The organism is Brevundimonas sp. 'scallop', from assembly GCF_011045535.1.
Taxonomy (GTDB): domain Bacteria; phylum Pseudomonadota; class Alphaproteobacteria; order Caulobacterales; family Caulobacteraceae; genus Brevundimonas; species Brevundimonas vesicularis.
Map to the genome: position 1 here is coordinate 104379 of NZ_CP039382.1, position 22991 is coordinate 127369.

Genomic DNA, 22991 nt, shown 5'->3' on the forward strand with positions numbered 1-22991 from the left:
CCCGCGCCGCCCTTCCCTGACCTATTCGTCTTTCGGTTCGTCCGCCGTCGGTTCGGCGTCGGGCTTGGGCGTCGAGCCCGGCTCGGTGACGACGATGCCTTCGGGCGCGGCCGGCAGTTTCGACAGGTCGCCGCCGGCGCGCAGGACGTCCAGCGCGCGCTGAAGCTGATAGTCCTTTTCCTTGTCGAACTTTTCGCCCGGGGCTTCGCGCGGGGTGTGCGGACCCTTGCGCTCGGCGCCGATGGAGGCGTCCAGGGCCGTGGCGTAGGCGGCCTCGGAATAGATGAAGCTGGAGCGCGAGACGATGCGGGCCTCGGCCTCCGAACGCGCGACTTCCAGGTCCGGCTCGATGCCGATCTTCTGGATCGAGGCGCCCGAGGGCGTGTAGTAGCGCGCGGTCGTGATCGATAGGGCGCCGTCCTGGCCCTGACGCAGCGGGATCACGGTCTGGACCGAACCCTTGCCGAAGCTGGTCAGGCCCACGATGGTCGCGCGCTGGTGATCCTTCAGGGCGCCGGCGACGATTTCCGACGCCGAGGCCGAGCCATAGTTGACCAGAACGACCAGCGGCAGGCCGCCGGTGATGTCGCCCGGCTTGGCGGAATAACGCTGAATCTGCTCGGGCTTGCGGCCCCGCTGGCTGACGATCTCGCCGCGTTCCAGGAAGGCGTCGGACACGTCGATGGCGGCGTTCAGCAGGCCGCCGCCGTTGTTGCGCAGGTCCAGGACATAGCCCTTCACGCCCGGCTTCTCGGCCTTGATCTTGGCGATGGCCTCGTTCAGCTCGCGGCCGGTGTTCTCGTTGAAGGTCGAGACGCGCAGATAACCAAAGTCGCCCTCGACACGGCCGGTGACCGACTGAACCTTGATGACCTCGCGGGTCAGGGTCACTTCCAGCGGGTCTGAACCGTCGCGCAGGAAGGTCACCTTCACGCTGGTGCCCACGGCGCCGCGCAGCTTTTCGGACACCTGGCTGACCGTCAGGCCCGCTGCGTTCTGGCCCTCGATCGAAGAGATCACGTCGCCCGCCTGGACCCCGGCCTTGGCGGCGGGGCTGTCGTCCATCGGCGAGATGACCTTCACCATGCCGCCGTCGGCGCTGATGGTCAGGCCGACGCCAGAATACTGGCCCTCGGTGCGCTCGCGCAGATCGTCGTAGTTGGAGGGCGGCAGATAGTTGGAGTGCGGGTCCAGCGCCGTCATCATGCCGGCCAGCGCGGCCTCGATCAGCTTCTTGTTGTCGACCGGGACGACGTAGGCCTGCTCGACGATGCCCACCACGTCGCCGAACAGCTCCAGCATGCGGAAGGTTTCGTTTCGCGGGGTCTGGCTGCTGACAGCAGCGGCGGATCCGCCGAGCACCAGAGCGGCGCAGCCGACTAGGAGCAGTTTACGCATTCGGTCTCTTTCGGTCGGGCCGATCACTGTGGGCGCCCGTGGGAAGGTTAAGGCCCCGTCCTCACGACCAAATCGTGGCGACGCGGCGTCCCGCCGATAAAATCAGCGTCAGACGAGAATGCAAAGGACTATTGCGCGTTCAACGCAACCACGGTCCCGGATCGATCGGCCGTTCGTCGCGGCGCAGTTCGAAATAGACATCGCCGTCCGGGCCGCTGCGCCCCAGGGTCTGGCCGTCCGAAACCCGGGCGTCCGGGCCCACATCGACACTTTCCAGGCCGGCGATGACGGCGCGCCAGCCGGGGCCGAGATCCAGCACCACCACATTGCCCCACCCCGTCAGCGGCCCGGCGTAGGCCACCTTGGCGTCGGCGGGCGCGGTGACGGCCGCGCGGTCAGCCCGCCAGCGCCAGCCGGAGGTTCCGGCGCCCCAAGTCTGGCTGGGCGCGCCGGCGACGGGCGAACTGAGGCGACCGCGTCCGGCCGGAAGGCGAGCGGTCGGCGTCTCTTCGGCCTGGGTGGTCGGGACCGCGCCGCCCAGTTCGCGGATTCGGCGTTCCAGCACGGCGGCGGCGCGTTCGGCGGCGCGGGCCTCGGCATTCAGGACGGCGGTCAGGGCGGTCTTGCGCGCCGTCAGCCCCTCGATCTCGCCGCGCCGGTCGCCTTGCTCGCTCTCGGTCGTCAGCAGTCGCTCCGAGGACAGGACGGCGAGGCGGCGGATGCGCATGATCTCGGCCTGACGGGCGGCCAGCACCTTGGCGCGACTTTCCAGATCCGGCGTCATGGCCTTGAGCAGGATGGAGGCGCGCACCGTGTCGATGGCCTTGTCCGCGGGCACCAGCAAGGGCGGCGGCGGCCGGCGGCTCATCATCTGCAGCGCGCTGAGCAGACGGCCCTGGGCGCCGCGCTCACGCGCCAGATCCGTGACCAGTTCGGCCTCGCGCTCGGTCAGTTGCTGGAGGCGGGCGCGCTGATCGTCGATCTGACGGTCGCCGGTCTGTTCGTCGGCCCGCAGCGAAGCCAGGCGGAGCTCCAACTGGGCCAGTTCGGTCTTGGCGGCGTCGGCGTCGGCGCGCAGACGACGGGCGCGCACCGTTTCGTCGCGGTATTCGGCTTGGATGCGCGACAGTTCGCTCTCGGGCGCCTGGTTGCTCATCGCCGGGGCGGCGCAGACGAAACCCGTCAGCAAGGCCAGCGATAAGGGTATGGCGCGACGCATGTCAGTCGCGATGATAGGGCGATCCGGCCAGGATGGTCACGGCCCGATACAGCTGTTCGGCGAGCATGGCGCGCGCCAGGGCGTGGGGCCAGGTCTGGGGACCGAAGGCCAGGGTCGAAGACGCGGCCTGGCGCACGCTGGCGTCCAGCCCGTCCGCCCCGCCGATGGCGAAGACCAGGCGGCGCTCGCCCTGATCCCTCAGTTTGGCGATGTGGTCGGCGAAGGCGCGCGAGGAATAGGTTTTGCCGCGCTCGTCGCAGGCGATCAGGTGCGATCCTTCGGCGGCCGCGAGGATCAACTCGGCCTCCGGCGCCTTGCCGGGTCTGCGGGCTTCCAGATCGATCAGTTCGAGGGGACCGAGGCCAAGCGCGCGCCCCGACAGGGTGGCGCGCTTGGCGTAGTCGTCGGCGAGCGTCGCTTCAGGCCCCCGGCCCGGTCGGCCGATGGCGACGATGCTCAGCTTCATCTTGTCAGTCGCGGACCATGCGGTGGGCGGAATCGACCGCCCATATCTTTTCGATGTTGTAGAAGGTGCGTACTTCCGGGCGGAAGAGGTGCACGATCACATCGCCGGCGTCGATCAGAACCCAGTCGCAGTGCGGCAGGCCCTCGACCTTGGCCTTGCCCAGCCCCTGTTCCTTAAGCGTGCGCAGCAGGTGGTCGGCGATGGCGCCGACGTGACGGTGCGAACGACCGGACGCCACGATCATGGTGTCGGCCATGGCGCTTTTGCCCTTCAGGTCGATCAGGACCATGTCCTGAGCCTTGTCCTCGTCGAGGCGGCTCAGCAGGGCTTCTTCCAGCGGCGTGGAGCCGACGGGGCGGGGAGCGGAATCGTCGAAGCCGCGCGGGGAGGCGTCGGATTCAAAGCCGTCTTCGGAATGGAGAGGTTCGATAGGGTCCATCTCGTGCGCCGTATTCGAGACGGCGGCGTCTTGCGTATCATACGCGGGCGAGGGGGTCAGCGGAGGGCTCCGGGAGCGTTGACTAAAGAAGCCCTCTAGCACGGATGGGCCGCAACGTGAACCGCCGCCCGAATCATCCGGCGATCACGAGGTCGCGCGTACGCCTGCGCCGGTCCTGATCGCCGTGGACGACAGGGGGTTGAGCGGCGCCGTCAGATAGGTCCAGGCGGGCGCCTGAAGCGTCGGCAGAAGCCCCGCCTGCTGGGCCGGAATGCGGAAACCGGCGAAGCGAGCGGCGGCCGGCGCCGTTCGGCTATCCAGCAGCGAACCCGGCCGGGCGATGACCGCCACAGGCATCAGCCGCATGATGTCGGTCCAGCCTCTCCAGCGGTGGAAACTGGCCAGATTGTCCGACCCCATCAGCCAGACGAAATGCACGCCGGGATGCCGCGCGACCAGAAGGCGTAGGGTGTCGACGGTCCAGGCCACGCCAGCCCTGCTCTCGAAATCCGAGACGATCATCGACGGACCACGTGCATGCTGGCGCGCCGAGGCCATGCGGTCCTTCAGCGGCGCGCTGTGACGGGCGTCCTTCAACGGGTTCTGCGGCGAGACCAGCCAGACGACGCGGTCGAGATCCAGACGTCGCATGGCGGTCTCGGCGACATGGGCGTGACCGTCGTGGGCGGGATTGAAGGAGCCGCCGAACAGGCCGACCTTCATGCCTGGAGCGAGGATCAAACCGTCGCGCAGCGCCCCGGAGCGGGGGCCGGCGCCTTTGGGCGCGGGACCGGCGTGGAAGAAGGACAAGCGGCGTCTCGGGCGGCGGGCGTTATGCTCAGCGGCGCCCTTATAGCGCGCGCCCATGCTCCGCCTACAGAATTCGTTCTCAGACGGCGGCGTCGAACAGGGCGTCGCGCGCCACGTCGGCATGGGTCATAGGGAACAGGTGTCCGCCGCCGGACACGACCTCGACCGAGACATTGGGCAGGCCGCGGGGCTGAACCGGCACATGGGTCAGGGCGCCGTATTCGGCTTTGAGGATGCGAACCGGCCCGGGATAGCGTTTCATGGCCCGCCACGGATCGTGCGCCTGGGCTGCGTAGTTGGCCGCCTCCCAGGCCGGCGCGGCGGTCAGGCTGAACCCGCCGTCGCCTTCGCTCAGGCCTTCGGAAAGATAGTCAGCCAGAACCATGTCGGGCCAACCCTTGAAGGCGCCGCGCCCGCGATAGGCGGCCATGGCCTGTTCGCGGCTGTCGAACTGACTGCGACGGCGCAAGGTGGCCTTGGCGATGGGGATCGCCTTCATCAGCTTGTGGGCGAAGGGCAGGTTGAAGGCGAAGACCGCCGAGCGTTTCCAGATCACCGGATCGAACAGCACCAGGCTGGACACCCGATCCGGCCGGACGGCGGCCGCCAGAAGCGAGGCCGTGCCGCCCATCGAATGGCCGGCCATGACCACGGGCGGGCCGTCGATGGCCTCCAGCAGCGCCAGCAGGTCGTCGCGGTGATCCAACCAGCTGGTCTTGGGTCGCGCGAAGGTCGGCAGGGCCGATCGGCCATGGCCGCGCAGATCCGGCGCCCAGATCCGCAAGGACGACGACAGCGGCGACAACAGGCTGCGATAGGTGGCGGCGTTGAAGCCGTTGGCGTGAGAAAAGATCAGATCGACCGGCCGGTTCGGATCGCCGAAATCCAGCACGGCCATCTCGCCGGCGCCCCAGCGATTGTCGATCGGCACGGACAGGCGACGCGGTGGCGACATCAACGCCGCATCCATGGTCATGCGACGTCGCGACAGGCGGCGCAGCGACCGTGCGCCTCGATCGTCGTGCGGGCGATGGCGTAGCCGGCGGCTGAGGCGGCGGCGTTCATGGCGCCCTGGTCCGGTCCGCTGACCTCGCGCGTCGCGCCGCAGCAGTCGCAGATCAAGAAGGCGGCCGCGTGGGCGGCCTCGCCGTCGTCGGTGCAGGCGACATAGGCGCTGATCGAGGCGATGCGGTGGACCATGCCCAGCCGTTCCAGAAACTCCAGCGCCCGATAGACGGTCGGCGGCTTGGCGGCCTGGCCGTCTTCGCCGAAGCGTGCGATCAGATCGTAGGCCTTCACCGGCTCGCCGCTTTCCAGCAGCAGGGCCAGGACGCGCCGGCGCTGGGCGGTCATCCGCTCGCCCTGCTGGACCGCGCGCGCCTCGGCCGCCGCCAGGGCGCGGTCCAGCGCCCCACCGTTCAGGCCGGAATGGTCATGGTCGTGATCGCAGGCGGAACCCATACGCCACAGCTAATGGCTGGCGACCCCCACTGCAACCGACGCATCGCGGGTTTGCCGGTTGCGCGGCGTTGGGCTAGAAGGCGCGCCTCCGATCTTTAACCAGAGCGTCCTCGCTTCATGACCGACACGAACAATTCGCCGCTTGAAGGCAACGTCCTCTTCTACACCAACCCCGAACCGCTGGATCAGAGCGTCCACGGCGGCCTGGGCGTGAACCCGAGCGACAAGCCCTACGCCTTCGTGGCCCAGACCAATATCGTGCCGCTGACTGTCACCGAATTCTCGGCCGCCGCCCTGTCCTATCCGATCATCTTCACCGGCGATAACCGCCAGCCGGTCGCCGTGATGGGCCTGAGCTCCAACGAAAACCTGTTCGTCGCGCCGGACGGCGAGTTCCGCGCCGACGCCTATGTGCCGGCCTATGTGCGCCGCTATCCGTTCGTCTTCGCCGACGACAAGCAGAACCAGCGCCTGATCCTATGCATCGACCGCGGCGCGTCGATCGTCGCCGAAGGCGGCCAGAACCCGCTGTTCGTCGACGGCCAGCCCAGCGACTACACGAACATGGCGATGGAGTTCTGCAACAACTTCGAGCAGGAGCGCCAGCGCACCGAGGGCTTCGTCGCCCTGGTCAAGGATCTGGACCTGCTGGACATCCGCGAAGCCCACTTCACGCCGCGCAATCCCGACGGCACGCCGGGTCAGCCGCAGAAGCTGGCCGAATACTATGCGGTGTCGGAAGACAAGCTGCGCGCCCTGCCTGCCGAGAAGCTGGTCGAGCTGCGCGACAACGGCGCTCTGGGCCAGATTTACGCCCACCTGGTGTCGCTGGTCGGTTGGGATCGCCTGATCGCCATGGCTGTGATGCGTCAGGCCCAGGTCCCGACCTCGGTCAACTAAGACCCGGTCTGTCAAAGATCGATCAACGCCCCGCCGGTTCGCCGGCGGGGCGTTTTTCGTTTCAACGGCGCGAGAACAGCGCTCGCGTCAGGCAGGAAAAGACCAGGCGCCCGGCCTCGTCCAGCAGGTCATGCGAGGCGATGACGATGCCCTTGTCGTCTCCGACCGGATCCTTGCCCATCACCGTCATGCGACCCCGCAGCAGTTCGCCCGCCGGGGGATTGCGCATGTAACGCAGCCCATCGACGGCCAGGACCTTGGTCTGGGCCCAGCCGCCGGACTTGTCGGCCGCCAGTCGGCTCCACAGCACATAGACCATGGCGTCCGGGGCGCCGTAGGCCACGTCCCAGCCCGGCGAGAACCGCTCGATGAAAACGTCCAGCGCCCCTTGATCGACCGCACAGGCGCCCAGCGGCACGACCTGCCCCACCTCCAGGTCTTCGAAATGGACGTGCAGCGGATCACTCATGCGCAGACCTTGAGTTCAGGCGGGTTCTTCGGAAACGCGAACCAGCAGCTTGCCGTCGTGATCGCCGGTGAACAAGCGATTCAACGATCCCACCGCGCCTTCCAGCCCGTCGTCGACGTGAACCTTCCACTTCACCCGGCCGTCCGCCAGCCACGGGCCCATCTCCGCCACCATCTCGCGAGCGCGCGGGGCGTAGTCCAGGACCAGGAAGCCCTGGACGTGCAGGCGATGGGTGATGATGCGGGCGAAGTTCGGCGACGGCGGCGCCTTGGTCGCATTGTAGGAGGACACCAGGCCGCAGACCGCCATCCGGCCGTGGACCTTCAGCCGGTTGAACACCGCGATCATGATGTCGCCGCCGACATTCTCGAAGTTCAGATCGACGCCGTCGGGGGCCAGACGGTCTAGCGCCTCACCGACATCCTCGTTCTTGTAATCAATGGCCGCGTCGAAGCCGAGTTCGTCGGTCAGCCAGGCGCACTTCTGCGGGCCGCCCGCGATGCCGATGACGCGACACCCGCGCTGTTTGGCGATCTGCCCCGCGATAGAGCCGACCGCGCCGGCGGCGGCCGAGATGACGATGGTCTCGCCTTCCTTGGCCTTCAACACATCGGTGACGCCGAAATAGGCGGTCAGACCGGTCATGCCGAGCACGGACATATTGGCCGTCAACGGCAGGCCCGGCGCACGGTGAACCGGGCGAAGACCGCCTTCCGGCACGACCGCATAGTCGGCCCAACCGCCCGAGGTCGGCATGACGACATCGCCGGCCTTGAAGCGGCTGGATCGCGAGGCTTCGACCACGCCCAGCGTCAGGCCGCGCATGACCTCGCCCAGACCGACCGGCGGCAGATAACCCTCGGAATCGTTCATCCAAGTGCGATTGGTCGGGTCCAGCGACAGATAGACGGTGCGGACCAACACCTCGTTCTCATTCAGATCAGGGATGGCCGTCTCGACCAGTTCCAGATCACCGGGCTGGATCAGGCCCTTGGGCCGCTGGCGCAGCACCCATTGACGGTTCGTCTTGCCGCTTGTCGAAGCCATTGGCGTCTCTCCGTGCGTTTTCTTTGACCACCATCTTGGCCGCGACGGCGGCCTCGGTCGAGGTGTGCGCCAAGAAAAAAGCGACCCTTGCGGATCGCTTTGAAGTGGCATCATCGAGAATGAGGCGCGGAGGCGGCATGATCAGCTTTCGCAGATCAAGTCGGGGGGCGTCGCCGCCTCCACAGACCCATAACGACGGCGTCTGAAGCCGGTTCCCGGCCTTGATCGCTTTTTTTTGCGCCTTCGTACTTTCGCCCATCGATGCTGGCGCAAAACAAAGGAAAGGCCTCGATCCCGAAGGACCGAGGCCAATCTTGTCGTCAGCGAAAGACCGCGTTTTAAGCGGCTTCCTTCTGGCGGGACGGATGGAAGAACAGCGCCTGGCTGATCGCCGCCTTCACCGTTTCCGGCTGGAAGGGCTTGGTGATCAGGAAGGTCGGCTCAGGACGCTCGCCGGTCAGCAGGCGTTCCGGGAAGGCGGTGATGAAGATCACCGGCACATCCATGGTCTTCAAGATATCCTTGACCGCATCGATGCCCGACGAGCCGTCGGCCAGTTGGATGTCGGCCAAAACCAGACCGGGCTTGTGGCGGGCGACGGCGTCGATCGCCTCATCGTGCGTCGTGGCGGTGCCGGTGACGCGGTGACCCAGTTCGGTGACCAGGCTCTGGATGTCGGCCGAAATAATGGCCTCGTCCTCGATGACCAGAACGTCGGTGGCCAGCTCGGCGTCGATGTCGGCCTGGGCGTCTGCGATCAGACGCTCCACGTCGCGCGGATCCGCGGACAGGATTTGCGCGGCTTCCGAAGGGGTGAAGCCTTCAAGGGCCGTCAGTAGGAAGGCCTGACGCGAGCGCGGCGCGATGCGCAGCAGACGCTGCGAGGCGTCGCTGCCCGTGGTTTCCAGCGTGCCGGTTTCCAGCTGCGCGCCGGTCGAGGACCAGATGGCGTGGAAGACATGATAAAGGGCGACCCGCGGCGTCATATCGGTCGACAGCTGCTGCTCGCCGGCCGCCAGGGCCTCCAGAGCGACACGGACATAGTTATCGCCCGTGGATTGATCGCCGGTCAGGGCGCGTGCGTAACGGCGCACATAAGGAAGATGCGGCGCGAGTCTGGCCAGAAGGCTCATTCAGATAGTCCCCGACAAATCACAGCCCGACCGGCAAGGCAGGGCGTTATAGCCAGCTTAAACGTCACATTCGCATCACGGTTCCGCCGCTGCGAACAAGCTTTAGCATTAAAAGCCGTTCATGCAGGAACCCCGCCGGTCTGATGACGTTTGAGACCGACATCTCTTCGCGATGACAGTTGGGTGGGCTTGGCTCTGTCTATGATCGATTCTCCGGACTCCTCTCGTCCCAAAGGCGACCAGAAGGGGGAGGCAGGGCTTGAAGAAGCTCGCCTTCGCCAGCAGGCCATTGGCGTTAAGCTGCGGCACATGTTCGACGAGGTCGTCAACGAACCCGTGCCCGATGAGTTTCTCGATATCCTGAAACGCGCCGACGCCAAGTCTTCGGACAGCGCCGCATGAGCACCTCACGTCTTGGGGCCGCCCCCAAACCCGCGTCGGCCGACGACGAGGGCTTCAAGCGCGAACTGGTGCTGCTGATCCCGCACCTGCGCGCCTTCGCCCGGACTCTGACCGGCGACCCGACCGCAGCCGACGATCTGGCGCAGGACGCCATGATGAAGGCCTGGGACGCGCGCGCCAGCTATCAGATGGGCACGAACATGAAGGCCTGGACCTTCATGATCCTGCGCAACCAGTTCTATTCCGAAAAACGCCGCTCGTGGCGTCAGTCGCAGCTGGATCAAGAAGCCGCCGAGAGGACCCTGGTCGCCGTGGACGATCCCGAGGCGCCCGTTGCTCTGGACGAGCTGCGTCAAGCTTTGAAGACCCTGCCCGAAGAACAGCGCGAGGCCTTGATCCTGGTCGGCGCTGGCGGCTTCGCCTATGAAGAAGCGGCCGAAATCTGCGGCTGCGCTGTCGGCACGGTGAAGAGCCGCGTCAGCCGCGCGCGGCGTGCGCTGCAAGCCACCCTGGAACGGGGCGGCTACGGACGCGACGGCAAGGCGGCGGGTGACGCCATGCGCTCAATTCTCGGCGAGGCCGACAGGCTGGCCGGCGCCCGGAGCTGAGCGGCGGTGAACGAGACGACCAGGGACGCCCCAAGGCCGCGGCTGGGTCGCACGTGGAGCTCGGATCGCTTTCAGGGCATCCGGTTTCGACTGGGCGCGGCCATGGCCATGGCCCTGCTGCCGATCTTCGTGCTCAGCCTGATCCAGACCCAGGCGGACTTCCAAAGACAGGCCGACGACCGACAGGTCGATCTGCAACTGGCCGCCGAACGCAGCGCCTCCAGCGCAAAGGCCCAGCTGGACAGCGCCCAGGTGCTGTTGCGCGCGCTCAGCCCCGATGCGGTCGGCCCCTATTGCGCACCGCGCCTGACGGCGCTTGTCGGACGTCTGGAAGGCTATGAGGGCCTCTATCGCATCGGCCCGACGGGCGAGGCGGTCTGCGCCTCGGGCCGCGCGGACGGCGTCAGATCCGGCGTGGCGCCCGCCGCCCAGGCGACGTGGTTCCAGCGACTGCGCAATGGCGAAGAACTGGTCGTCATGCGCGCCCCCGATGGCGCCGGCTATGAAGGCGCGCTGATCGTGGCCACCCGCGCCGAGCGGCCGATGGGCCGGTTCGACGGCGCCATGGTTGCGGTGATCCCTTTCTCCGCCCTGCAACCCGATGTGGCCGATCCCGCCCTGCCCTCGGGCGCTCAAGCCGCCCTGACCGACGGCGCGGGTCGTATTCTGACGGCCAGCGATCCCGACGTGTTCAAACTGTCGGCCGGCGACGACATCGCAGGCTGGGTCGACCGGGCGCGCGACCAGGGGTCTGCGGTGTTCGAGGCCAAGGATGCGCAGAACCAGCGCCGCGACTATGCGGGCGCGGCCCTGGCCGGCGGCGATCTTTACGCCCTGCTGTCGGCCCCGGCGCCGGGGTGGCTGTCGTGGGCGCGGCTTAATCCGATCGGCACCCTGTTGCTGCCGCTGGGCGCCTGGTTGACGGCGTTCGCGGCGGTGATGTTGCTGTCGGAGCGGATCTTCATTCGCTGGCTGGATTATCTGGAGCGGGTCGCGGCCATCTACGCCAAGGGCCGTTTCTCGGTGCGTCCGCTGCAGGCGATGAACGCCCCGTCCGAAATCCGCACCATGGCGCGCACCCTGGATGAGATGGCTGAAGCCATCACCGTGCGTGACCGCGAACTGACCGACGCCCTGACGGAAAAAGACGCGCTGATGCGCGAAATCCATCACCGGGTGAAGAACAACCTTCAGATCATCTCGTCCCTGCTGTCGATGCAGCAGCGCGCCTTGACCGATGCGCCGGCCAAGGCGGCGCTGGGCGATACGCGCCAACGCATCTCGGCCTTGGCCCTGATTTACCGCACCCTGTATCAGAGCAACGACATTCGCCACGCCGATGCGCGCGAGTTCCTGAACGAACTCGTGGGGCAACTGGTCGCCAGCGAGGCCGGGCGCGGACCGGTGGTCATCAGTTCGGTGGACGCCGACTCCCTACACGTCGATCCCGACAAGCTGGCGCCCCTGGCGCTGTGGCTGGTCGAGGCGGTGACAAACGCCCAGAAACACGCCTTCGCCGGCAGCGGCGGGGAGCTGAAGGTGCGCTTCCGCGTCCAGGGCGAGAAATCGGTTCTGGAAGTCGAGGACAATGGCCCGGGCGCCCAGGCCGGCGCCGAGGTCGGAGTGGGTCGCACCCTGATGAGCGCCTTCGCCAAACAGTTGCGCGGCGAGACCGAGTTCGCCACCCCGCCCGGCGGCGGCACCATCGCCCGCATGATCTTCGCCACGCCTGAAGCCCTGGCGCCCGTCGATCCGGCGGACAAGACGCCCGGAACCGCAGCGCTGGCGTCGCGTTGATGAGGCGAGACCGGCGGAGTTTCACCCCGGCCAACCCTGGAGCTTCCCCTATGCGCAAGATTTTCGTTCTGGTCGCCGCCGCCGCCGCCCTGACCACCGCCGCCTGCAACACCGTCGAAGGCGTGGGCCGCGACACCCAGGCCGCCGGCCAGGCCGTGACCGGCGCCGCCCAAGACGCCAAGAACTAATCGACGGCCGCAGCCCAGGCTGCAGCATTCGACCGGCAAGGCCCCGCATCGTCGGGGCCTTGTTCGTTTCAGGACCGCGATAGGAGCCATCCCGTGAACCACACCGCCCGCGACGCCGGCCTCAAACTCTTGCGCCAGCACGCCCTGATCGCCGGCAAGGCCGTTCCGGCCAACGGCGGCGGCATCGCCGTCGATGATCCGGCGACCGGCGATGTGATCGGCCATATCCCCGATCTGGGCGCCGCCGAGACCGAACAGGCCATCGCGGCGGCGAGCGAGACGTTCAAGACCTGGTCCCGATCCGATCCGCACGCGCGTGCGGCCTTCCTGCGCAAATGGGCGGCGCTGATCGACGACAACCTGGAAGGCCTGGGCGCCCTGATGGCGCTGGAAAACGGCAAGCCGTTCGAGGAGGCCAAGGGCGAGGTCACCTACGCCAACGGTTTCCTGAAATGGTTCGCGGGTCAGGCCGAGCGGCTGATCGGCGAGACCCAGGACAGTCCGCTGGGCCATCTGATCCTGACCTATCGCGAGGCGGTCGGACCCTGCGCCCTGATCACGCCCTGGAACTTCCCCGCCGCCATGCTGACGCGAAAGCTGGGGCCGGCCTTTGCGGCAGGCTGCACCGCCGTGGTCAAGCCGGCCAGCCAGACGCCGTTCACCGCCATCGCCCTGGCCGAACTGGCCTATGAAGCCGGCCTGCCGAAAGGCGCCCTGTCGATCGTCACCGGGGATGCCGCCACTATCGGCAAGGCGCTGACCGATAGCCCGGACATTCGCAAACTGTCCTTCACCGGTTCGACCGGCGTGGGCCGCAAGCTGGCCGAGCAATGCGCCGGAACGCTGAAACGGGTGTCGATGGAGTTGGGCGGCGCGGCGCCGCTGATCGTCTTCGCCGACGCCGATCTCGATCTGGCGGTCGCCGAAACGATCAAGGGCAAGTTCAGGAACTCGGGCCAGACCTGCGTCTGTCCCAACCGCGTCTATGTCGAGCGGTCGGTCGCCGAGACCTATGCCGAGAAACTGGCCGCCGAGGTGGCCAAGATCGTGGTCGGTCCCGCCTTCGACGACGGCGTGAAAGTCGGGCCTCTGATCGAGGACAAGGCCATCGACAAGGTCGAAAAGCATGTGGCGGCGATCAAGGCCGACGGCGGTCGGGTCCTGACCGGCGGGTCGCGCCACGATCTGGGCGGCCGCTTCTTCCACCCGACCGTGACCCTGGGCGGCGACGACGCCCTGTTCCGCGAGGAAGAGACGTTCGGTCCCATGATCCCCGTCTTCGCCTTCGACACCGAAGAGGAGGCGCTGGAGAAGGCCAACGCCAGCGAATACGGACTGGCGTCGTATCTGTTCACCCGTAATCTGGACCGGGCGATGCGATTCAGCCGCCGGATCGAGGCGGGGATGTGCGGGGTCAACACCGGCCTGATCTCCACCGCCGTCGCGCCGTTCGGCGGGGTCAAGCAGTCGGGCTATGGCCGCGAAGGCTCGATCCACGGCATCGACGAATATGTGGATGTCAAGACGGTGACACTGGCGCTGAAATAGCGCCGGGTCGCCGGGCCTGTAATTCGCCGCGCTTCTGCGGCATAAGCCCGCGATGAAGTTCCTCGACCAGGCCAAGATCTATATCCGCTCCGGCAACGGCGGCGCGGGCTCCGTGTCGTTTCGACGCGAGAAATTCATCCCGAACGGCGGGCCGGACGGCGGCGACGGCGGCAAGGGCGGGGATGTCTGGATCGAGGCGGTCGACGGGCTGAATACCCTGATCGACTATCGCTATCAGCAGCATTTCAAGGCCCAGACCGGCCACCACGGCCAAGGGCGCCAGATGCACGGCGGCAAGGGCGAGGACGTACATCTGAAGGTGCCCGTCGGCACCCAGGTGCTTGACGAGGACAAGGAAACGGTTCTGCTGGACATGGACACGCCCGGCAAGATGGAGCTGCTGCTAAAGGGCGGCAACGGCGGCTGGGGCAATGTGCGCTTCAAGGGGCCGACCAACCAGGCGCCGACCTACGCCAATCCTGGTCAGGACGGTCAGGAGCGCTGGATCTGGCTGCGGCTGAAGCTGATCGCCGACATCGGTCTGGCGGGCCTGCCCAATGCCGGCAAGTCGACCTTCCTGTCGGCCGCCAGCGCCGCCAAGCCCAAGATCGCCGACTATCCGTTCACCACCCTGGCCCCGAACCTAGGGATGGTGGACCTGTCGCCGTCCGAGCGTTTCGTCATCGCCGACATTCCCGGCCTGATCGAGGGCGCCAGCGAGGGCGCGGGACTGGGCACGCGGTTCCTGGGCCATGTCGAACGCTCGGCCAGCCTGATCCACCTGATCGACGGCACCCAGGACGACGTGGTCGAGGCCTACCGCATCATCCGGGGCGAGCTTGAAGCCTATGGCGAGGGTCTGGCGGACAAGGCCGAAATCCTGGCCCTGAACAAGATCGACGCCCTGACGCCGGAGGCGCGCGAGGAGAAGGCCGCCGAACTGGAGGCCGTCGCCGGTCGCCGTCCCATGCTGGTGTCCGGCGTGTCGGGCGAGGGCGTGCCCGCCCTGCTGCGCGCGGCCTGGGCCGAGGTGAAGAAGACGCGCGGCGCCCTGGCCGGCGACAGCGACGCGGACCAGATCAGCGGCTGGCAGCCCTGATCAGGCCTCCGCTGCGGATTCCGGTTTGGGTTTGCGGCGGGTCGATTTGGGCCTGTCGGTCGTCTTGCCCTCGTTCGCATAGGGCTCGCCGTCGCCCGACAGCAGGATCGCCATCCAGCGCGAGCCCTTGAACTCGGCCAGGATCGCCATGGCCATGACCGCCAGCGGCGTGGACAGGAACATGCCGACCACGCCCCACAGCTTGCCCCAGAAGGCCAGGGCCAGCAGCACCACGACCGGGTCGATGTTCTGGTTGTCGCCCTGCATGCGCGGCTGGATGAAGTTGCCGACGACGAACAGGATGACTTGCAACCCGACCAGCAGGATGGCGGCGGGCCAGTAACTTTCGAACTGGACCAAGGCGAACAGCGGCGGGGCCAGACCGGCCACCGCCCCGCCCAGCACGGGGATGAAGCCGACAATGAAGATGACGAAGGTCCAGAACTCGGAGTTCTGAAGCCCGACGGCCCGCATCAGGATCCAGGCGACGATGCAGATCATCGCGCCGGTCACCGACTGCACCCAGATATAGCCCTCGACCCCGCCGCGCACGCGCTGGAACACCGCGACCGCCTCGTCGCGCTGGGCTTCTGATGGGAACATGGCGACGATCTTGCGCCGGAAGCCGACCTGGGAGGCCAGCAGAAAGCCCAGATAGATCAGGACGAAGAAGGCGCCCGAGGCGATGCCCTGCACCTGGAAAGCCATGGAGGTCAGCCAGCCGCGCACATCGACGCCGTTGATCAGGTCCTGCGCCGTGGGCGGATTGGCCAGACGCACCAGCCCATAGGCGTCGCGAATGATCTGATCGATGCGCGGGCCGATGTTCTGGGACACGCCGGACGCCTCGCCGAAGAAGCCCGCCGCCCCGTTCACGATGATGGCGATGGAGGCGAAGAAGGCCAGCACCACCAGCATCAGGGCCGCGATCCCGGCCATGCGGCTGTTCAATGGCGTACGCGCCTCGACCGACCGCTTCACCCCGTCGATCATGATCAGGAGAAAGATGGCCATCGCCAGCGGCGTCAGGATGTCCCGCAGCCAGTAGATCGCCGCCCCGGCCGCCACCGTGGCGATGACGCCGAGAGCATTGCGAGCGGCGACCGAGGACGGCGTGGCGATGGGGTTTTTCATGACCGTGTTGTCGAACCGCCCGCCGTCGCCGTCAATCGCTGTTCCGAGCGCGCGGGGAACGCGCTAGACCTTTGCCGGAGCCCCATCGGAGACCCCAATGCCCGACGCCCTGCCCGGCCTGTTCCTCGGCCAGTCCGACGCCGCCCAGCCGGAAAACCTGCTGTTCAACCGCGCCAACCGCCACGGCGTCGTCGCCGGCGCGACCGGGACAGGCAAGACGGTCACTCTGCAGATCATGGCCCAGGGCTTTTCCGACGCCGGGGTGCCGGTCTTCTGCGCCGATGTGAAGGGCGACCTGTCGGGCATCTCCCAGATCGGCACGCCGAACGAGAAGCTGGTCGCCCGCGCCACCGAGATGGGCCTGACCCTGACGCCTCGCGCCGCCCCCACCGTCTTCTGGGACCTGTATGGCCAGAAGGGACATCCGATCCGCACCACGGTGTCCGAGATCGGCCCGGTGCTGATGGCGCGGATGCTGAACCTGAATGACGTGCAGGAGGGCGTGCTGACCGTGGTCTTCCATGTGGCGGACAAGGAAGGCCTGCTGCTGCTGGACCTCGACGATCTGCGCAGCCTGTTGGTCTATGTCGGCGAGAACGCCGAGCGGATCGGGCGAGAGGTCGGCAATGTCGCCCCCGCCTCCATCGCCGCCATCCAGCGATCCTTGTTGCAGGTCGAGCAACAGGGCGGCGACGCCTTCTTCGGCGAGCCGGCGCTGAAGCTGGAAGACATGATCCGCGTCGGCCTGGACGGCCGGGGCCAGGTCAATGTGCTGGATTCGACCCGGCTGATGAACAGTCCGCGCCTGTATGCGGCCTTCCTGCTGTGGCTGCTGTCGGAGCTGTTCGAACAGCTCCCAGAGGTGGGCGATCCGGAAAAGCCGCGCCTGGTCTTCTTCTTCGACGAAGCGCACCTGCTGTTCAACGACGCCCCGCGCGCCCTGTTGGAAAAGGTCGAACAGGTCGTGCGCCTGATCCGGTCCAAGGGGGTCGGGGTCTATTTCGTGACGCAAAATCCGGCCGATATTCCCGACAGCGTCCTGGCCCAGCTGGGCAACCGCATTCAGCACGCGCTTCGCGCTTATACACCGTCCGAGCAAAAGGGGCTGAAGGCCGCCTCGCAGAGTTTCCGAGCCAACGCCGCCTTCGACACGGCCGAGGCCATTCAGGGTCTGGGCGTGGGCGAGGCCCTGGTGTCGGTGCTGGACGAAAAGGGCGCGCCGACCATCGTGGCCCGCACCAAGATCCGCCCGCCGGCCTCGCGCCTGGGTCCCGCGACCGATACTGAGCGCGCCGCCGTCATGGCCGCCAGCCCGGTGCGGGGCCTTTACGAGCAGGTCCTGAACCGCGAATCCGCCGCCGAAATCCTGGCCAATCGTCATAGCGCCGCCGATCAGGCTGAAGTTCAGGCCCAAGTTCAGGCCAAGGCGCAGGCCGAGGCCGACAAGGCCGCCGCCGCTCAGGCCAAGGCCGATCAGAAGGCCGCCGAGGCGCGGGCGAAGGCTCAAGCTCAAGCCGAAGCGCGGGCGTCGCGCGAGGCCGCGAAGCCTGCGCGTCGGTCAACCCGCGAAACCCCGGTCGAGGCCCTGACCAAGTCGGTCCTGCGCACGGCCGGATCGACCCTGACCCGCGAACTGATGCGCGGTCTGCTGGGCGGGTTGAAGCGGCGCTAGGTTCTGCTCGGGTCTTGCAACGGGGCGGGGGCGAGCGCATCTCCCGCCCATGTTCATCCAGACCGAACCCACGCCCAATCCGAACGTGCTGAAGTTCCTGCCCGGCCGCGACGTGTCGCCGACCGCCGCGCTGGAATACCGCACCATCGACGAGGCGACGGCCTCTCCGCTGGCTGAGGCCTTGTTCGAGCTGGAAGGCGTCGACGGCGTCTTCTTCGGCGCGGACTATGTTTCGGTGACCCGCCAGCCGCAGGGTCCGGAGTGGTCCGAGATGAAGGCGCCGATCCTGGGCGTCGTCATGGATCACTTCGTCTCGGGTCAGGCGCTGACGCGCGGCGCCGGCGGCGAAACCGACGGCCATGCCGAGGACGACAGCGAGATCGTCGCCGAGATCAAGGCCCTGCTGGATAGCCGCATTCGCCCCGCCGTGGCCCAGGACGGCGGCGATATCCTGTTCGATTCCTTTGACGAGGCGACCGGCGTTCTGAACCTGCGGATGCGCGGCGCCTGCGCCGGCTGTCCGTCGTCGTCGGCGACCTTGAAGGCCGGGGTCGAGCAGATGATGCGCCACTATGTGCCCGAGGTGACGCGGGTCGAGCAGACCCTCTGATCCGGACGCGGTGGCGGTTCTGCAACGCGCCGCCTAGAAGACGCCCATGAGACTTCTGGTGATCGATACGGCGCTCGGCGCCTGCACGGCGGCGGTGTTCGAGGACGATCGCGCGCTCGCCGTGCGCTTTGAGCCGATGATCAAGGGACATCAGGAACGGATCGGCGGCCTGGTGCGCGACGTCATGGCCGAGGCGGGTGGCGGTTTCGACAGCCTGGACCGAATCGGCGTCACGGTCGGACCGGGCTCGTTCACCGGTCTGCGCGTCGGCCTGGCCTTTGCCCAGGGTTTGGGCGCGGCGCTGGATCGGCCGGTCGTCGGTCTGTCGGCGCTGGACGCGCTCGCCGCCTCGCTCGCCAATCAAGACGGCCCCATCGCAGCCCTGATCGATGCGCGGCGCGGTCAGGTCTATGCGCGCCTCTTCGCCGACGGTGGGCCGCTTGGCCCCGATGAAGCGTTGTCGCTGGAAGAGGCCGCGCGGCGGATCGCCGATATCGGACCGGGCGTCGCCTTGGTCGGCAATGGCGCAGCGGTCGTGACCCAGGCCTTCCCCGACCTGCCCTTCGCTCAGTTGGACGACCGGGTCGCAGCGTCGCCGGAGGCGCTGGCGCGCCTGGCCGCCGTCGCCGATCCGGCGACCCAGCCGCCCCGTCCGCTCTATCTGCGCGCGCCCGACGCCACGCCGCCCAGCCGCCTGCCGGGCCAGCCGCGCCAGCCTGCGCCGTGACGGCGGCGGACCCCGCCTCACTCGCCGCCCTGCACGCCCAGGCTTTTGCCGCGCCGTGGGGCGCCGACACCTTCGCCGATCTGTTGTCGCAGCCAGGCGTGCTGGCGGTCAGCGAGCCCGACGGCTTCATCCTGATCCGGACCGTGGTCGACGAGGCGGAAATCCTGACCCTGGCCGTGGTCCCGCCCGCGCGTCGCCACGGACTGGGGCGACGTCTGGTCGAGGCGGCGGCCCTCGCTGCGGTCCAGGCCGGCGCGACGCGGCTGTTCCTGGAGGTCGCCGACGACAATGTCGCCGCGCGCGGCCTGTATGAGCAGACCGGGTTCGCCCCGATCGGTCGCCGCAAAGCCTATTATGCGGGCGCCGACGGATCGCGGACCGATGCGGTGGTGATGAGCCGCGACCTCTGTGCGCCTGACGCCAACCTGACGCTTCCCTGATGCGATCCAAGCCCCTATTCTAGGCGCATGGACCGGATCGAAAAACTCTGCGCCGAGCGCGGCATGCGTATGACCGAACAGCGCCGGGTGATCGCCCGGGTGCTGTCCAACGCCGCGGACCACCCGGATGTGGAAGAGCTGTATCGCCGCGCCTCGGCCATCGATCCGCACATCTCGATCGCCACCGTCTATCGCACCGTGCGCCTGTTCGAAGAGGCGGGCGTGGTCGAGAAGCACGACTTCGGCGACGGCCGCAGCCGCTATGAAGAGGCCGGCGACGACCACCACGACCACCTGATCGACACCAAGTCGGGCGAGGTGATCGAATTCTTCGACGCCGAGATCGAGCGGTTGAAGAACGAGATCGCGGAACGGCTGGGCTTCCAGCTGATCGGCCACAAGCTGGAGCTCTATGGCGTTGCGATCGAGGGCGCCGAGCCGTCCAAGCGCGAAGGCCTGATCTTCACCCGCCATGCGGCGCGGGTCGATCCCGCCGATGTGGATGCGGGCTGACGCTCGGCTTGTCGCGACGCTTGCGGGCGATCATAAGCCCACGATGACCGAGACCCTGGTTCCTCAAGTCGAGACGGCGCCCGAAAAGCGTCTGTTCATCAAGACCTACGGCTGTCAGATGAACGTCTATGATAGCGAGCGCATGGCCGATGTGCTGCGCCCGCTGGGTTATGGCGTCACCGACGACGTGAAGGCCGCCGACTTCGTCATCCTGAACACCTGCCATATCCGCGAAAAGGCGGCCGAGAAGATCTATTCCGAGCTCGGCAAGCTGCGCGAGATGCGCGACATCCGGCGCGAAACCGGCGGGGATCTGACCATCGCCGTCGCCGGCTGCGTCGCCCAGGCCGAGGGCGAAGAGATCATGCGTCGCCAGCCGGCCGTCGATATGGTCGTCGGTCCCCAGGCCTATCACCAACTGCCCGAGCTTCTGACCCGCACGGCGAGGGCGCGGGGCGAGCGGATCGGCGCCGACTTCGCTCCCGACGACAAGTTCGACGCCCTGCCCGCGGCCCGCTTCACCGAGGGGCCGACCGCCTTCCTGACGGTGCAGGAGGGTTGCGACAAGTTCTGCACCTTCTGCGTCGTGCCCTATACGCGCGGCGCCGAATGGTCGCGACCGATGGCGGCGGTGTTGGAAGAGGCGCGACAACTGGCGGATCGGGGCGTGCGCGAGGTCACCCTGCTGGGCCAGAACGTCAACGCTTATGACGGCGAGCGGCCGGACGGGCGCAAGGCGACCCTGGCCGAACTGGCCTATGCCCTGGCCGAGATCCCCGGCCTGGACCGCATCCGCTATACGACCAGCCATCCCAACGACATGGCCGATGAGTTAATCGCCGCGCATGGCGATCTGGACGCCTTGATGCCCTATCTGCATCTGCCGGTTCAGGCGGGGTCGGATCGCATTTTGCGGGCGATGAACCGCAAGCACGGGCGTCAGAAATATTTCGATCTGATCGACCGGATCCGCGTCGCGCGGCCGGATATCGCCATCGCGGGCGACTTCATCGTCGGCTTCCCCGGTGAGACGGATCGGGAGTTCGAGGACACGCTGGATCTGGTGCGGCGTGTGAACTACGCTGGGGCCTTCGCCTTTGCCTATTCGCCGCGACCGGGCACGCCGGCGGCGGGCATGGGCAAACAGGTCGAGCCGGACGTCGCCAAGGATCGACTGCATCGCCTGATCGCCCTGCTGACGGAACAGCAGACCGCCTTCAATGTGGCTCAGGCCGGCCGGACGCTGAACGTCCTGTTCGACAAGCCGGGACGGCACGGCCACCGTCGCCAAGCGATCGGTCGATCCCCATATCTTCAATCGGTCCACGTCGATGACGCGGATCATCTGATCGGGCAGATCGTTCCGATCGAGATCATCGCCGGCCAGCAGAACAGTCTGTCAGGCCGGCTCATAGCAGACGGGCTCAGGCAGCCGGGTCCCGCAGGCTCGGCGACAGCCCAAAAAGAAAAGGCCGCTTGATGGCGCGTGAGTCTGAATTCGTCCCCTTGAACGATGCCGAAGTGCGGGCGGTCATCGGGCCGAACAGTCGCCACGTCGCCCTGATCGAGGACGCGTTCAAGGTGCTGGTCGAGGCACCGGGCGGCGGGGTCTCCGTCAACGGCGGCGCACGCGACCGCACGGACGCCCGCCAGGTGATCGAGGATCTGGCCAAGCGCGCGGCCCTGGGCGCCGAAGTCACCGAGGCCGACGTGCGCGCAGCCCTGGGCCAGGCGCGCGGCGGTCGCGGCACGCCCGGCATGGCGGCGGCGGGCGTGTCGCTGCCGGGCGGCAAGCGCGGCGCCATCGTGCCCAAGACCAAGGCGCAGGCCGCCTATCTGGACATGCTGGGCCGGTGCGAACTGAGCTTCGGCGTTGGCCCGGCGGGCACCGGCAAGACCTTTTTGGCGGCGGCCTATGGCGCATCGCTGCTGCGGCGGGGGCAGGTGGACCGGCTGGTCATCACCCGCCCGGCGGTCGAGGCGGGCGAGAAGCTGGGCTTCCTGCCCGGCGACCTGAACGAAAAGGTCGATCCCTATCTGGCGCCGATCTGGGAGGCGCTGAACGACATTCTGGGCGCCGAGGACGTGCAGCGTCGCCGCGACAAGGGCGAGATCGAGGCCGCCCCGATCGCCTTCATGCGAGGCCGCACGCTCAGCCACGCCTTCGTCATCGTCGATGAAGCCCAGAACACCAGTCGTCTGCAGATGAAGATGGTGCTGACGCGCCTGGGCGAGGGCGCACGGATGGTGGTGACGGGCGACCCGTCGCAGATCGACCTGCTGAACCCGCGCGATTCAGGTCTGGCCCACGCCCTGCGTATTCTGGACGGAGTTCAGGGCGTCGGCATCCTGAAGTTCGAGGCTTCCGACGTGGTGCGTCACGCCATGGTCGAGCGGATCGTGCGCGCCTATGACGCCGACGCCGCGCGCGGACGCCCCGCCCCGGACCTCGAAGAGCGCGCATGATCGAGATTGAAGTCGAGGCCGAGGCCTGGACCGGCGCCCTGCCGGACGCGGAGGCCGTCGTCGAACGCGCGGCGCAGGCCGCGCTGGGCACGGTGGAGGGCGATATCGTCGTCCTGCTGACTGACGACGCCGCCGTGCGCGAGCTGAACGGGCGGTTTCGCGACAAGGACAGGCCGACCAATGTCCTGTCCTTCCCCGCGCCGGAAAACGCCTTTCCGCATCTGGGCGACATCGTCCTGGCCTACGGCGTCTGCGCGACCGAGGCCGAGGCGCAGGGTAAGACTCTGGCCGATCATCTGAGCCATCTGGTCGTCCACGGCGTGCTGCACCTCTTGGGCCGCGACCACGAAGACGACGCCGAGGCCGAGGAGATGGAGGCCGAGGAGCGCGAAATCCTGGCCCAGATCGGCGTCGCCGACCCCTATATCGCCGAGCAGGACTGACC

At 67.5% G+C, this 22991-nt stretch carries 26 protein-coding genes; 15 read left to right on the top strand and 11 right to left on the bottom strand.

Going from position 1 to position 22991, the window contains the following annotated elements; genetic code table 11:
* Positions 1-21 precede the first annotated feature (21 nt).
* The 7 genes from E4341_RS00510 to E4341_RS00540 form a co-directional block, all read right to left on the bottom strand.
* Positions 22-1398: a S41 family peptidase gene (locus tag E4341_RS00510; RefSeq protein ID WP_165114092.1), complete on the bottom strand. Its 1377-nt coding sequence runs from the start codon at positions 1396-1398 to the stop codon at positions 22-24.
* A 139-nt stretch (positions 1399-1537) separates the two neighbouring features.
* Positions 1538-2617 carry a murein hydrolase activator EnvC gene (locus E4341_RS00515; protein ID WP_165114096.1) on the bottom strand — a complete coding sequence of 360 codons (1080 nt, stop codon included), beginning with the start codon at positions 2615-2617 and terminating at the stop codon, positions 1538-1540.
* 1 nt (position 2618) lies between these two features.
* Entirely contained in the window at positions 2619-3083 is a 465-nt protein-coding gene (rlmH, locus tag E4341_RS00520) for a 23S rRNA (pseudouridine(1915)-N(3))-methyltransferase RlmH (RefSeq protein WP_165114100.1), read from the bottom strand.
* 4 nt (positions 3084-3087) lie between these two features.
* A complete protein-coding gene (rsfS, locus tag E4341_RS00525) occupies positions 3088-3522 on the bottom strand; it encodes a ribosome silencing factor (protein ID WP_082064315.1) in 435 nt (144 codons plus the stop codon).
* 144 nt (positions 3523-3666) lie between these two features.
* Complete coding sequence (locus E4341_RS00530) at positions 3667-4332, bottom strand: nicotinate-nucleotide adenylyltransferase (protein WP_165114103.1); 666 nt, start codon at positions 4330-4332, stop codon at positions 3667-3669.
* A gap of 79 nt (positions 4333-4411) precedes the next feature.
* The gene (locus tag E4341_RS00535) at positions 4412-5302 is read right to left on the bottom strand and encodes an alpha/beta fold hydrolase (protein WP_205751380.1); all 891 of its coding nucleotides are present in this window, start codon (positions 5300-5302) and stop codon (positions 4412-4414) included.
* A gap of 2 nt (positions 5303-5304) precedes the next feature.
* The gene (locus E4341_RS00540; protein ID WP_165114109.1) at positions 5305-5793 is read right to left on the bottom strand and encodes a Fur family transcriptional regulator; all 489 of its coding nucleotides are present in this window, start codon (positions 5791-5793) and stop codon (positions 5305-5307) included.
* A 117-nt stretch (positions 5794-5910) separates the two neighbouring features.
* Here E4341_RS00540 and E4341_RS00545 point away from each other — a divergent pair, with 117 nt between their 5' ends.
* Complete coding sequence (locus E4341_RS00545) at positions 5911-6693, top strand: SapC family protein (RefSeq protein WP_165114113.1); 783 nt, start codon at positions 5911-5913, stop codon at positions 6691-6693.
* Between the two features lie 61 nt (positions 6694-6754).
* Here the strand turns inward: E4341_RS00545 and E4341_RS00550 are convergent, their stop codons facing one another.
* The 3 genes from E4341_RS00550 to E4341_RS00560 all read right to left on the bottom strand — a co-directional run bounded on the left by E4341_RS00550 (position 6755) and on the right by E4341_RS00560 (position 9342).
* A complete protein-coding gene (locus E4341_RS00550) occupies positions 6755-7162 on the bottom strand; it encodes an acyl dehydratase (protein WP_017505512.1) in 408 nt (135 codons plus the stop codon).
* A gap of 15 nt (positions 7163-7177) precedes the next feature.
* The gene (locus E4341_RS00555; protein WP_165114116.1) at positions 7178-8209 is read right to left on the bottom strand and encodes an NADP-dependent oxidoreductase; all 1032 of its coding nucleotides are present in this window, start codon (positions 8207-8209) and stop codon (positions 7178-7180) included.
* Between the two features lie 338 nt (positions 8210-8547).
* Positions 8548-9342 carry a response regulator gene (locus tag E4341_RS00560; RefSeq protein ID WP_165114119.1) on the bottom strand — a complete coding sequence of 265 codons (795 nt, stop codon included), beginning with the start codon at positions 9340-9342 and terminating at the stop codon, positions 8548-8550.
* A 201-nt stretch (positions 9343-9543) separates the two neighbouring features.
* On the opposite strand from E4341_RS00560, the gene E4341_RS00565 reads away from it, so the two are divergent.
* The 6 genes from E4341_RS00565 to obgE all read left to right on the top strand — a co-directional run bounded on the left by E4341_RS00565 (position 9544) and on the right by obgE (position 14984).
* Positions 9544-9744: a NepR family anti-sigma factor gene (locus E4341_RS00565; RefSeq protein ID WP_045809524.1), complete on the top strand. Its 201-nt coding sequence runs from the start codon at positions 9544-9546 to the stop codon at positions 9742-9744.
* Entirely contained in the window at positions 9741-10352 is a 612-nt protein-coding gene (locus tag E4341_RS00570) for a sigma-70 family RNA polymerase sigma factor (RefSeq protein ID WP_055754558.1), read from the top strand. Before E4341_RS00565 ends, E4341_RS00570 begins: the two co-directional genes overlap by 4 nt.
* A 102-nt stretch (positions 10353-10454) precedes the next feature.
* Positions 10455-12149, top strand: a complete 1695-nt coding sequence (locus tag E4341_RS00575; RefSeq protein ID WP_165118457.1) for a sensor histidine kinase — start codon at positions 10455-10457, stop codon at positions 12147-12149.
* Between the two features lie 50 nt (positions 12150-12199).
* On the top strand, positions 12200-12337 hold the full coding sequence (locus E4341_RS00580; RefSeq protein WP_017505506.1) for an entericidin A/B family lipoprotein: 138 nt from the start codon (positions 12200-12202) through the stop codon (positions 12335-12337).
* 93 nt (positions 12338-12430) lie between these two features.
* The gene (locus tag E4341_RS00585) at positions 12431-13885 is read left to right on the top strand and encodes an NAD-dependent succinate-semialdehyde dehydrogenase (RefSeq protein ID WP_165114123.1); all 1455 of its coding nucleotides are present in this window, start codon (positions 12431-12433) and stop codon (positions 13883-13885) included.
* Between the two features lie 52 nt (positions 13886-13937).
* Positions 13938-14984: a GTPase ObgE gene (obgE, locus tag E4341_RS00590; RefSeq protein ID WP_165114127.1), complete on the top strand. Its 1047-nt coding sequence runs from the start codon at positions 13938-13940 to the stop codon at positions 14982-14984.
* On the opposite strand, the gene E4341_RS00595 is transcribed toward obgE, so the two are convergent.
* Complete coding sequence (locus E4341_RS00595) at positions 14985-16118, bottom strand: AI-2E family transporter (protein ID WP_165114132.1); 1134 nt, start codon at positions 16116-16118, stop codon at positions 14985-14987.
* Positions 16119-16215: 97 nt separating this feature from the next.
* Between E4341_RS00595 and E4341_RS00600 the strand changes: the two genes are divergently transcribed.
* The 8 genes from E4341_RS00600 to ybeY are packed head-to-tail and all read left to right on the top strand — an operon-like array spanning position 16216 to position 22989.
* Positions 16216-17790, top strand: a complete 1575-nt coding sequence (locus E4341_RS00600) for a helicase HerA-like domain-containing protein (RefSeq protein WP_165114139.1) — start codon at positions 16216-16218, stop codon at positions 17788-17790.
* A gap of 49 nt (positions 17791-17839) precedes the next feature.
* Complete coding sequence (locus tag E4341_RS00605) at positions 17840-18400, top strand: NifU family protein (protein WP_055808867.1); 561 nt, start codon at positions 17840-17842, stop codon at positions 18398-18400.
* A gap of 46 nt (positions 18401-18446) precedes the next feature.
* Positions 18447-19127, top strand: a complete 681-nt coding sequence (tsaB, locus tag E4341_RS00610; protein WP_165114160.1) for a tRNA (adenosine(37)-N6)-threonylcarbamoyltransferase complex dimerization subunit type 1 TsaB — start codon at positions 18447-18449, stop codon at positions 19125-19127.
* Positions 19124-19567, top strand: coding sequence for a GNAT family N-acetyltransferase (locus E4341_RS00615; protein ID WP_165114182.1), 444 nt, complete (start codon positions 19124-19126; stop codon positions 19565-19567). Before tsaB ends, E4341_RS00615 begins: the two co-directional genes overlap by 4 nt.
* A 27-nt stretch (positions 19568-19594) precedes the next feature.
* Positions 19595-20080, top strand: coding sequence for a Fur family transcriptional regulator (locus tag E4341_RS00620; RefSeq protein WP_017505496.1), 486 nt, complete (start codon positions 19595-19597; stop codon positions 20078-20080).
* Between the two features lie 43 nt (positions 20081-20123).
* Positions 20124-21560, top strand: coding sequence for a tRNA (N6-isopentenyl adenosine(37)-C2)-methylthiotransferase MiaB (miaB, locus tag E4341_RS00625; RefSeq protein ID WP_240893588.1), 1437 nt, complete (start codon positions 20124-20126; stop codon positions 21558-21560).
* Positions 21560-22546, top strand: a complete 987-nt coding sequence (locus E4341_RS00630; RefSeq protein WP_165114186.1) for a PhoH family protein — start codon at positions 21560-21562, stop codon at positions 22544-22546. Before miaB ends, E4341_RS00630 begins: the two co-directional genes overlap by 1 nt.
* Complete coding sequence (gene ybeY, locus E4341_RS00635) at positions 22543-22989, top strand: rRNA maturation RNase YbeY (protein WP_165114202.1); 447 nt, start codon at positions 22543-22545, stop codon at positions 22987-22989. The genes E4341_RS00630 and ybeY overlap by 4 nt, the downstream gene beginning before the upstream one ends.
* The last annotated feature ends 2 nt before the right edge of the window (positions 22990-22991 follow it).

Excerpts from the sequence above, each read along its gene's own strand:
- E4341_RS00510 (WP_165114092.1), bottom strand. The coding sequence starts at position 1,398 with ATGCGTAAACTGCTCCTAGTCGGCTGCGCCGCTCTGGTGCTCGGCGGA.
- E4341_RS00515 (WP_165114096.1), bottom strand. The coding sequence starts at position 2,617 with ATGCGTCGCGCCATACCCTTATCGCTGGCCTTGCTGACGGGTTTCGTC.
- rlmH (WP_165114100.1), bottom strand. The coding sequence starts at position 3,083 with ATGAAGCTGAGCATCGTCGCCATCGGCCGACCGGGCCGGGGGCCTGAA.
- rsfS (WP_082064315.1), bottom strand. The coding sequence starts at position 3,522 with ATGGACCCTATCGAACCTCTCCATTCCGAAGACGGCTTTGAATCCGAC.
- E4341_RS00535 (WP_205751380.1), bottom strand. The coding sequence starts at position 5,302 with ATGGATGCGGCGTTGATGTCGCCACCGCGTCGCCTGTCCGTGCCGATC.
- E4341_RS00540 (WP_165114109.1), bottom strand. The coding sequence starts at position 5,793 with ATGGGTTCCGCCTGCGATCACGACCATGACCATTCCGGCCTGAACGGT.
- E4341_RS00545 (WP_165114113.1), top strand. The coding sequence starts at position 5,911 with ATGACCGACACGAACAATTCGCCGCTTGAAGGCAACGTCCTCTTCTAC.
- E4341_RS00550 (WP_017505512.1), bottom strand. The coding sequence starts at position 7,162 with ATGAGTGATCCGCTGCACGTCCATTTCGAAGACCTGGAGGTGGGGCAG.
- E4341_RS00555 (WP_165114116.1), bottom strand. The coding sequence starts at position 8,209 with ATGGCTTCGACAAGCGGCAAGACGAACCGTCAATGGGTGCTGCGCCAG.
- E4341_RS00560 (WP_165114119.1), bottom strand. The coding sequence starts at position 9,342 with ATGAGCCTTCTGGCCAGACTCGCGCCGCATCTTCCTTATGTGCGCCGT.
- E4341_RS00565 (WP_045809524.1), top strand. The coding sequence starts at position 9,544 with ATGATCGATTCTCCGGACTCCTCTCGTCCCAAAGGCGACCAGAAGGGG.
- E4341_RS00570 (WP_055754558.1), top strand. The coding sequence starts at position 9,741 with ATGAGCACCTCACGTCTTGGGGCCGCCCCCAAACCCGCGTCGGCCGAC.
- E4341_RS00575 (WP_165118457.1), top strand. The coding sequence starts at position 10,455 with ATGGCCATGGCCCTGCTGCCGATCTTCGTGCTCAGCCTGATCCAGACC.
- E4341_RS00580 (WP_017505506.1), top strand. The coding sequence starts at position 12,200 with ATGCGCAAGATTTTCGTTCTGGTCGCCGCCGCCGCCGCCCTGACCACC.
- obgE (WP_165114127.1), top strand. The coding sequence starts at position 13,938 with ATGAAGTTCCTCGACCAGGCCAAGATCTATATCCGCTCCGGCAACGGC.
- E4341_RS00595 (WP_165114132.1), bottom strand. The coding sequence starts at position 16,118 with ATGAAAAACCCCATCGCCACGCCGTCCTCGGTCGCCGCTCGCAATGCT.
- E4341_RS00600 (WP_165114139.1), top strand. The coding sequence starts at position 16,216 with ATGCCCGACGCCCTGCCCGGCCTGTTCCTCGGCCAGTCCGACGCCGCC.
- E4341_RS00605 (WP_055808867.1), top strand. The coding sequence starts at position 17,840 with ATGTTCATCCAGACCGAACCCACGCCCAATCCGAACGTGCTGAAGTTC.
- tsaB (WP_165114160.1), top strand. The coding sequence starts at position 18,447 with ATGAGACTTCTGGTGATCGATACGGCGCTCGGCGCCTGCACGGCGGCG.
- E4341_RS00620 (WP_017505496.1), top strand. The coding sequence starts at position 19,595 with ATGGACCGGATCGAAAAACTCTGCGCCGAGCGCGGCATGCGTATGACC.
- miaB (WP_240893588.1), top strand. The coding sequence starts at position 20,124 with ATGACCGAGACCCTGGTTCCTCAAGTCGAGACGGCGCCCGAAAAGCGT.
- E4341_RS00630 (WP_165114186.1), top strand. The coding sequence starts at position 21,560 with ATGGCGCGTGAGTCTGAATTCGTCCCCTTGAACGATGCCGAAGTGCGG.
- ybeY (WP_165114202.1), top strand. The coding sequence starts at position 22,543 with ATGATCGAGATTGAAGTCGAGGCCGAGGCCTGGACCGGCGCCCTGCCG.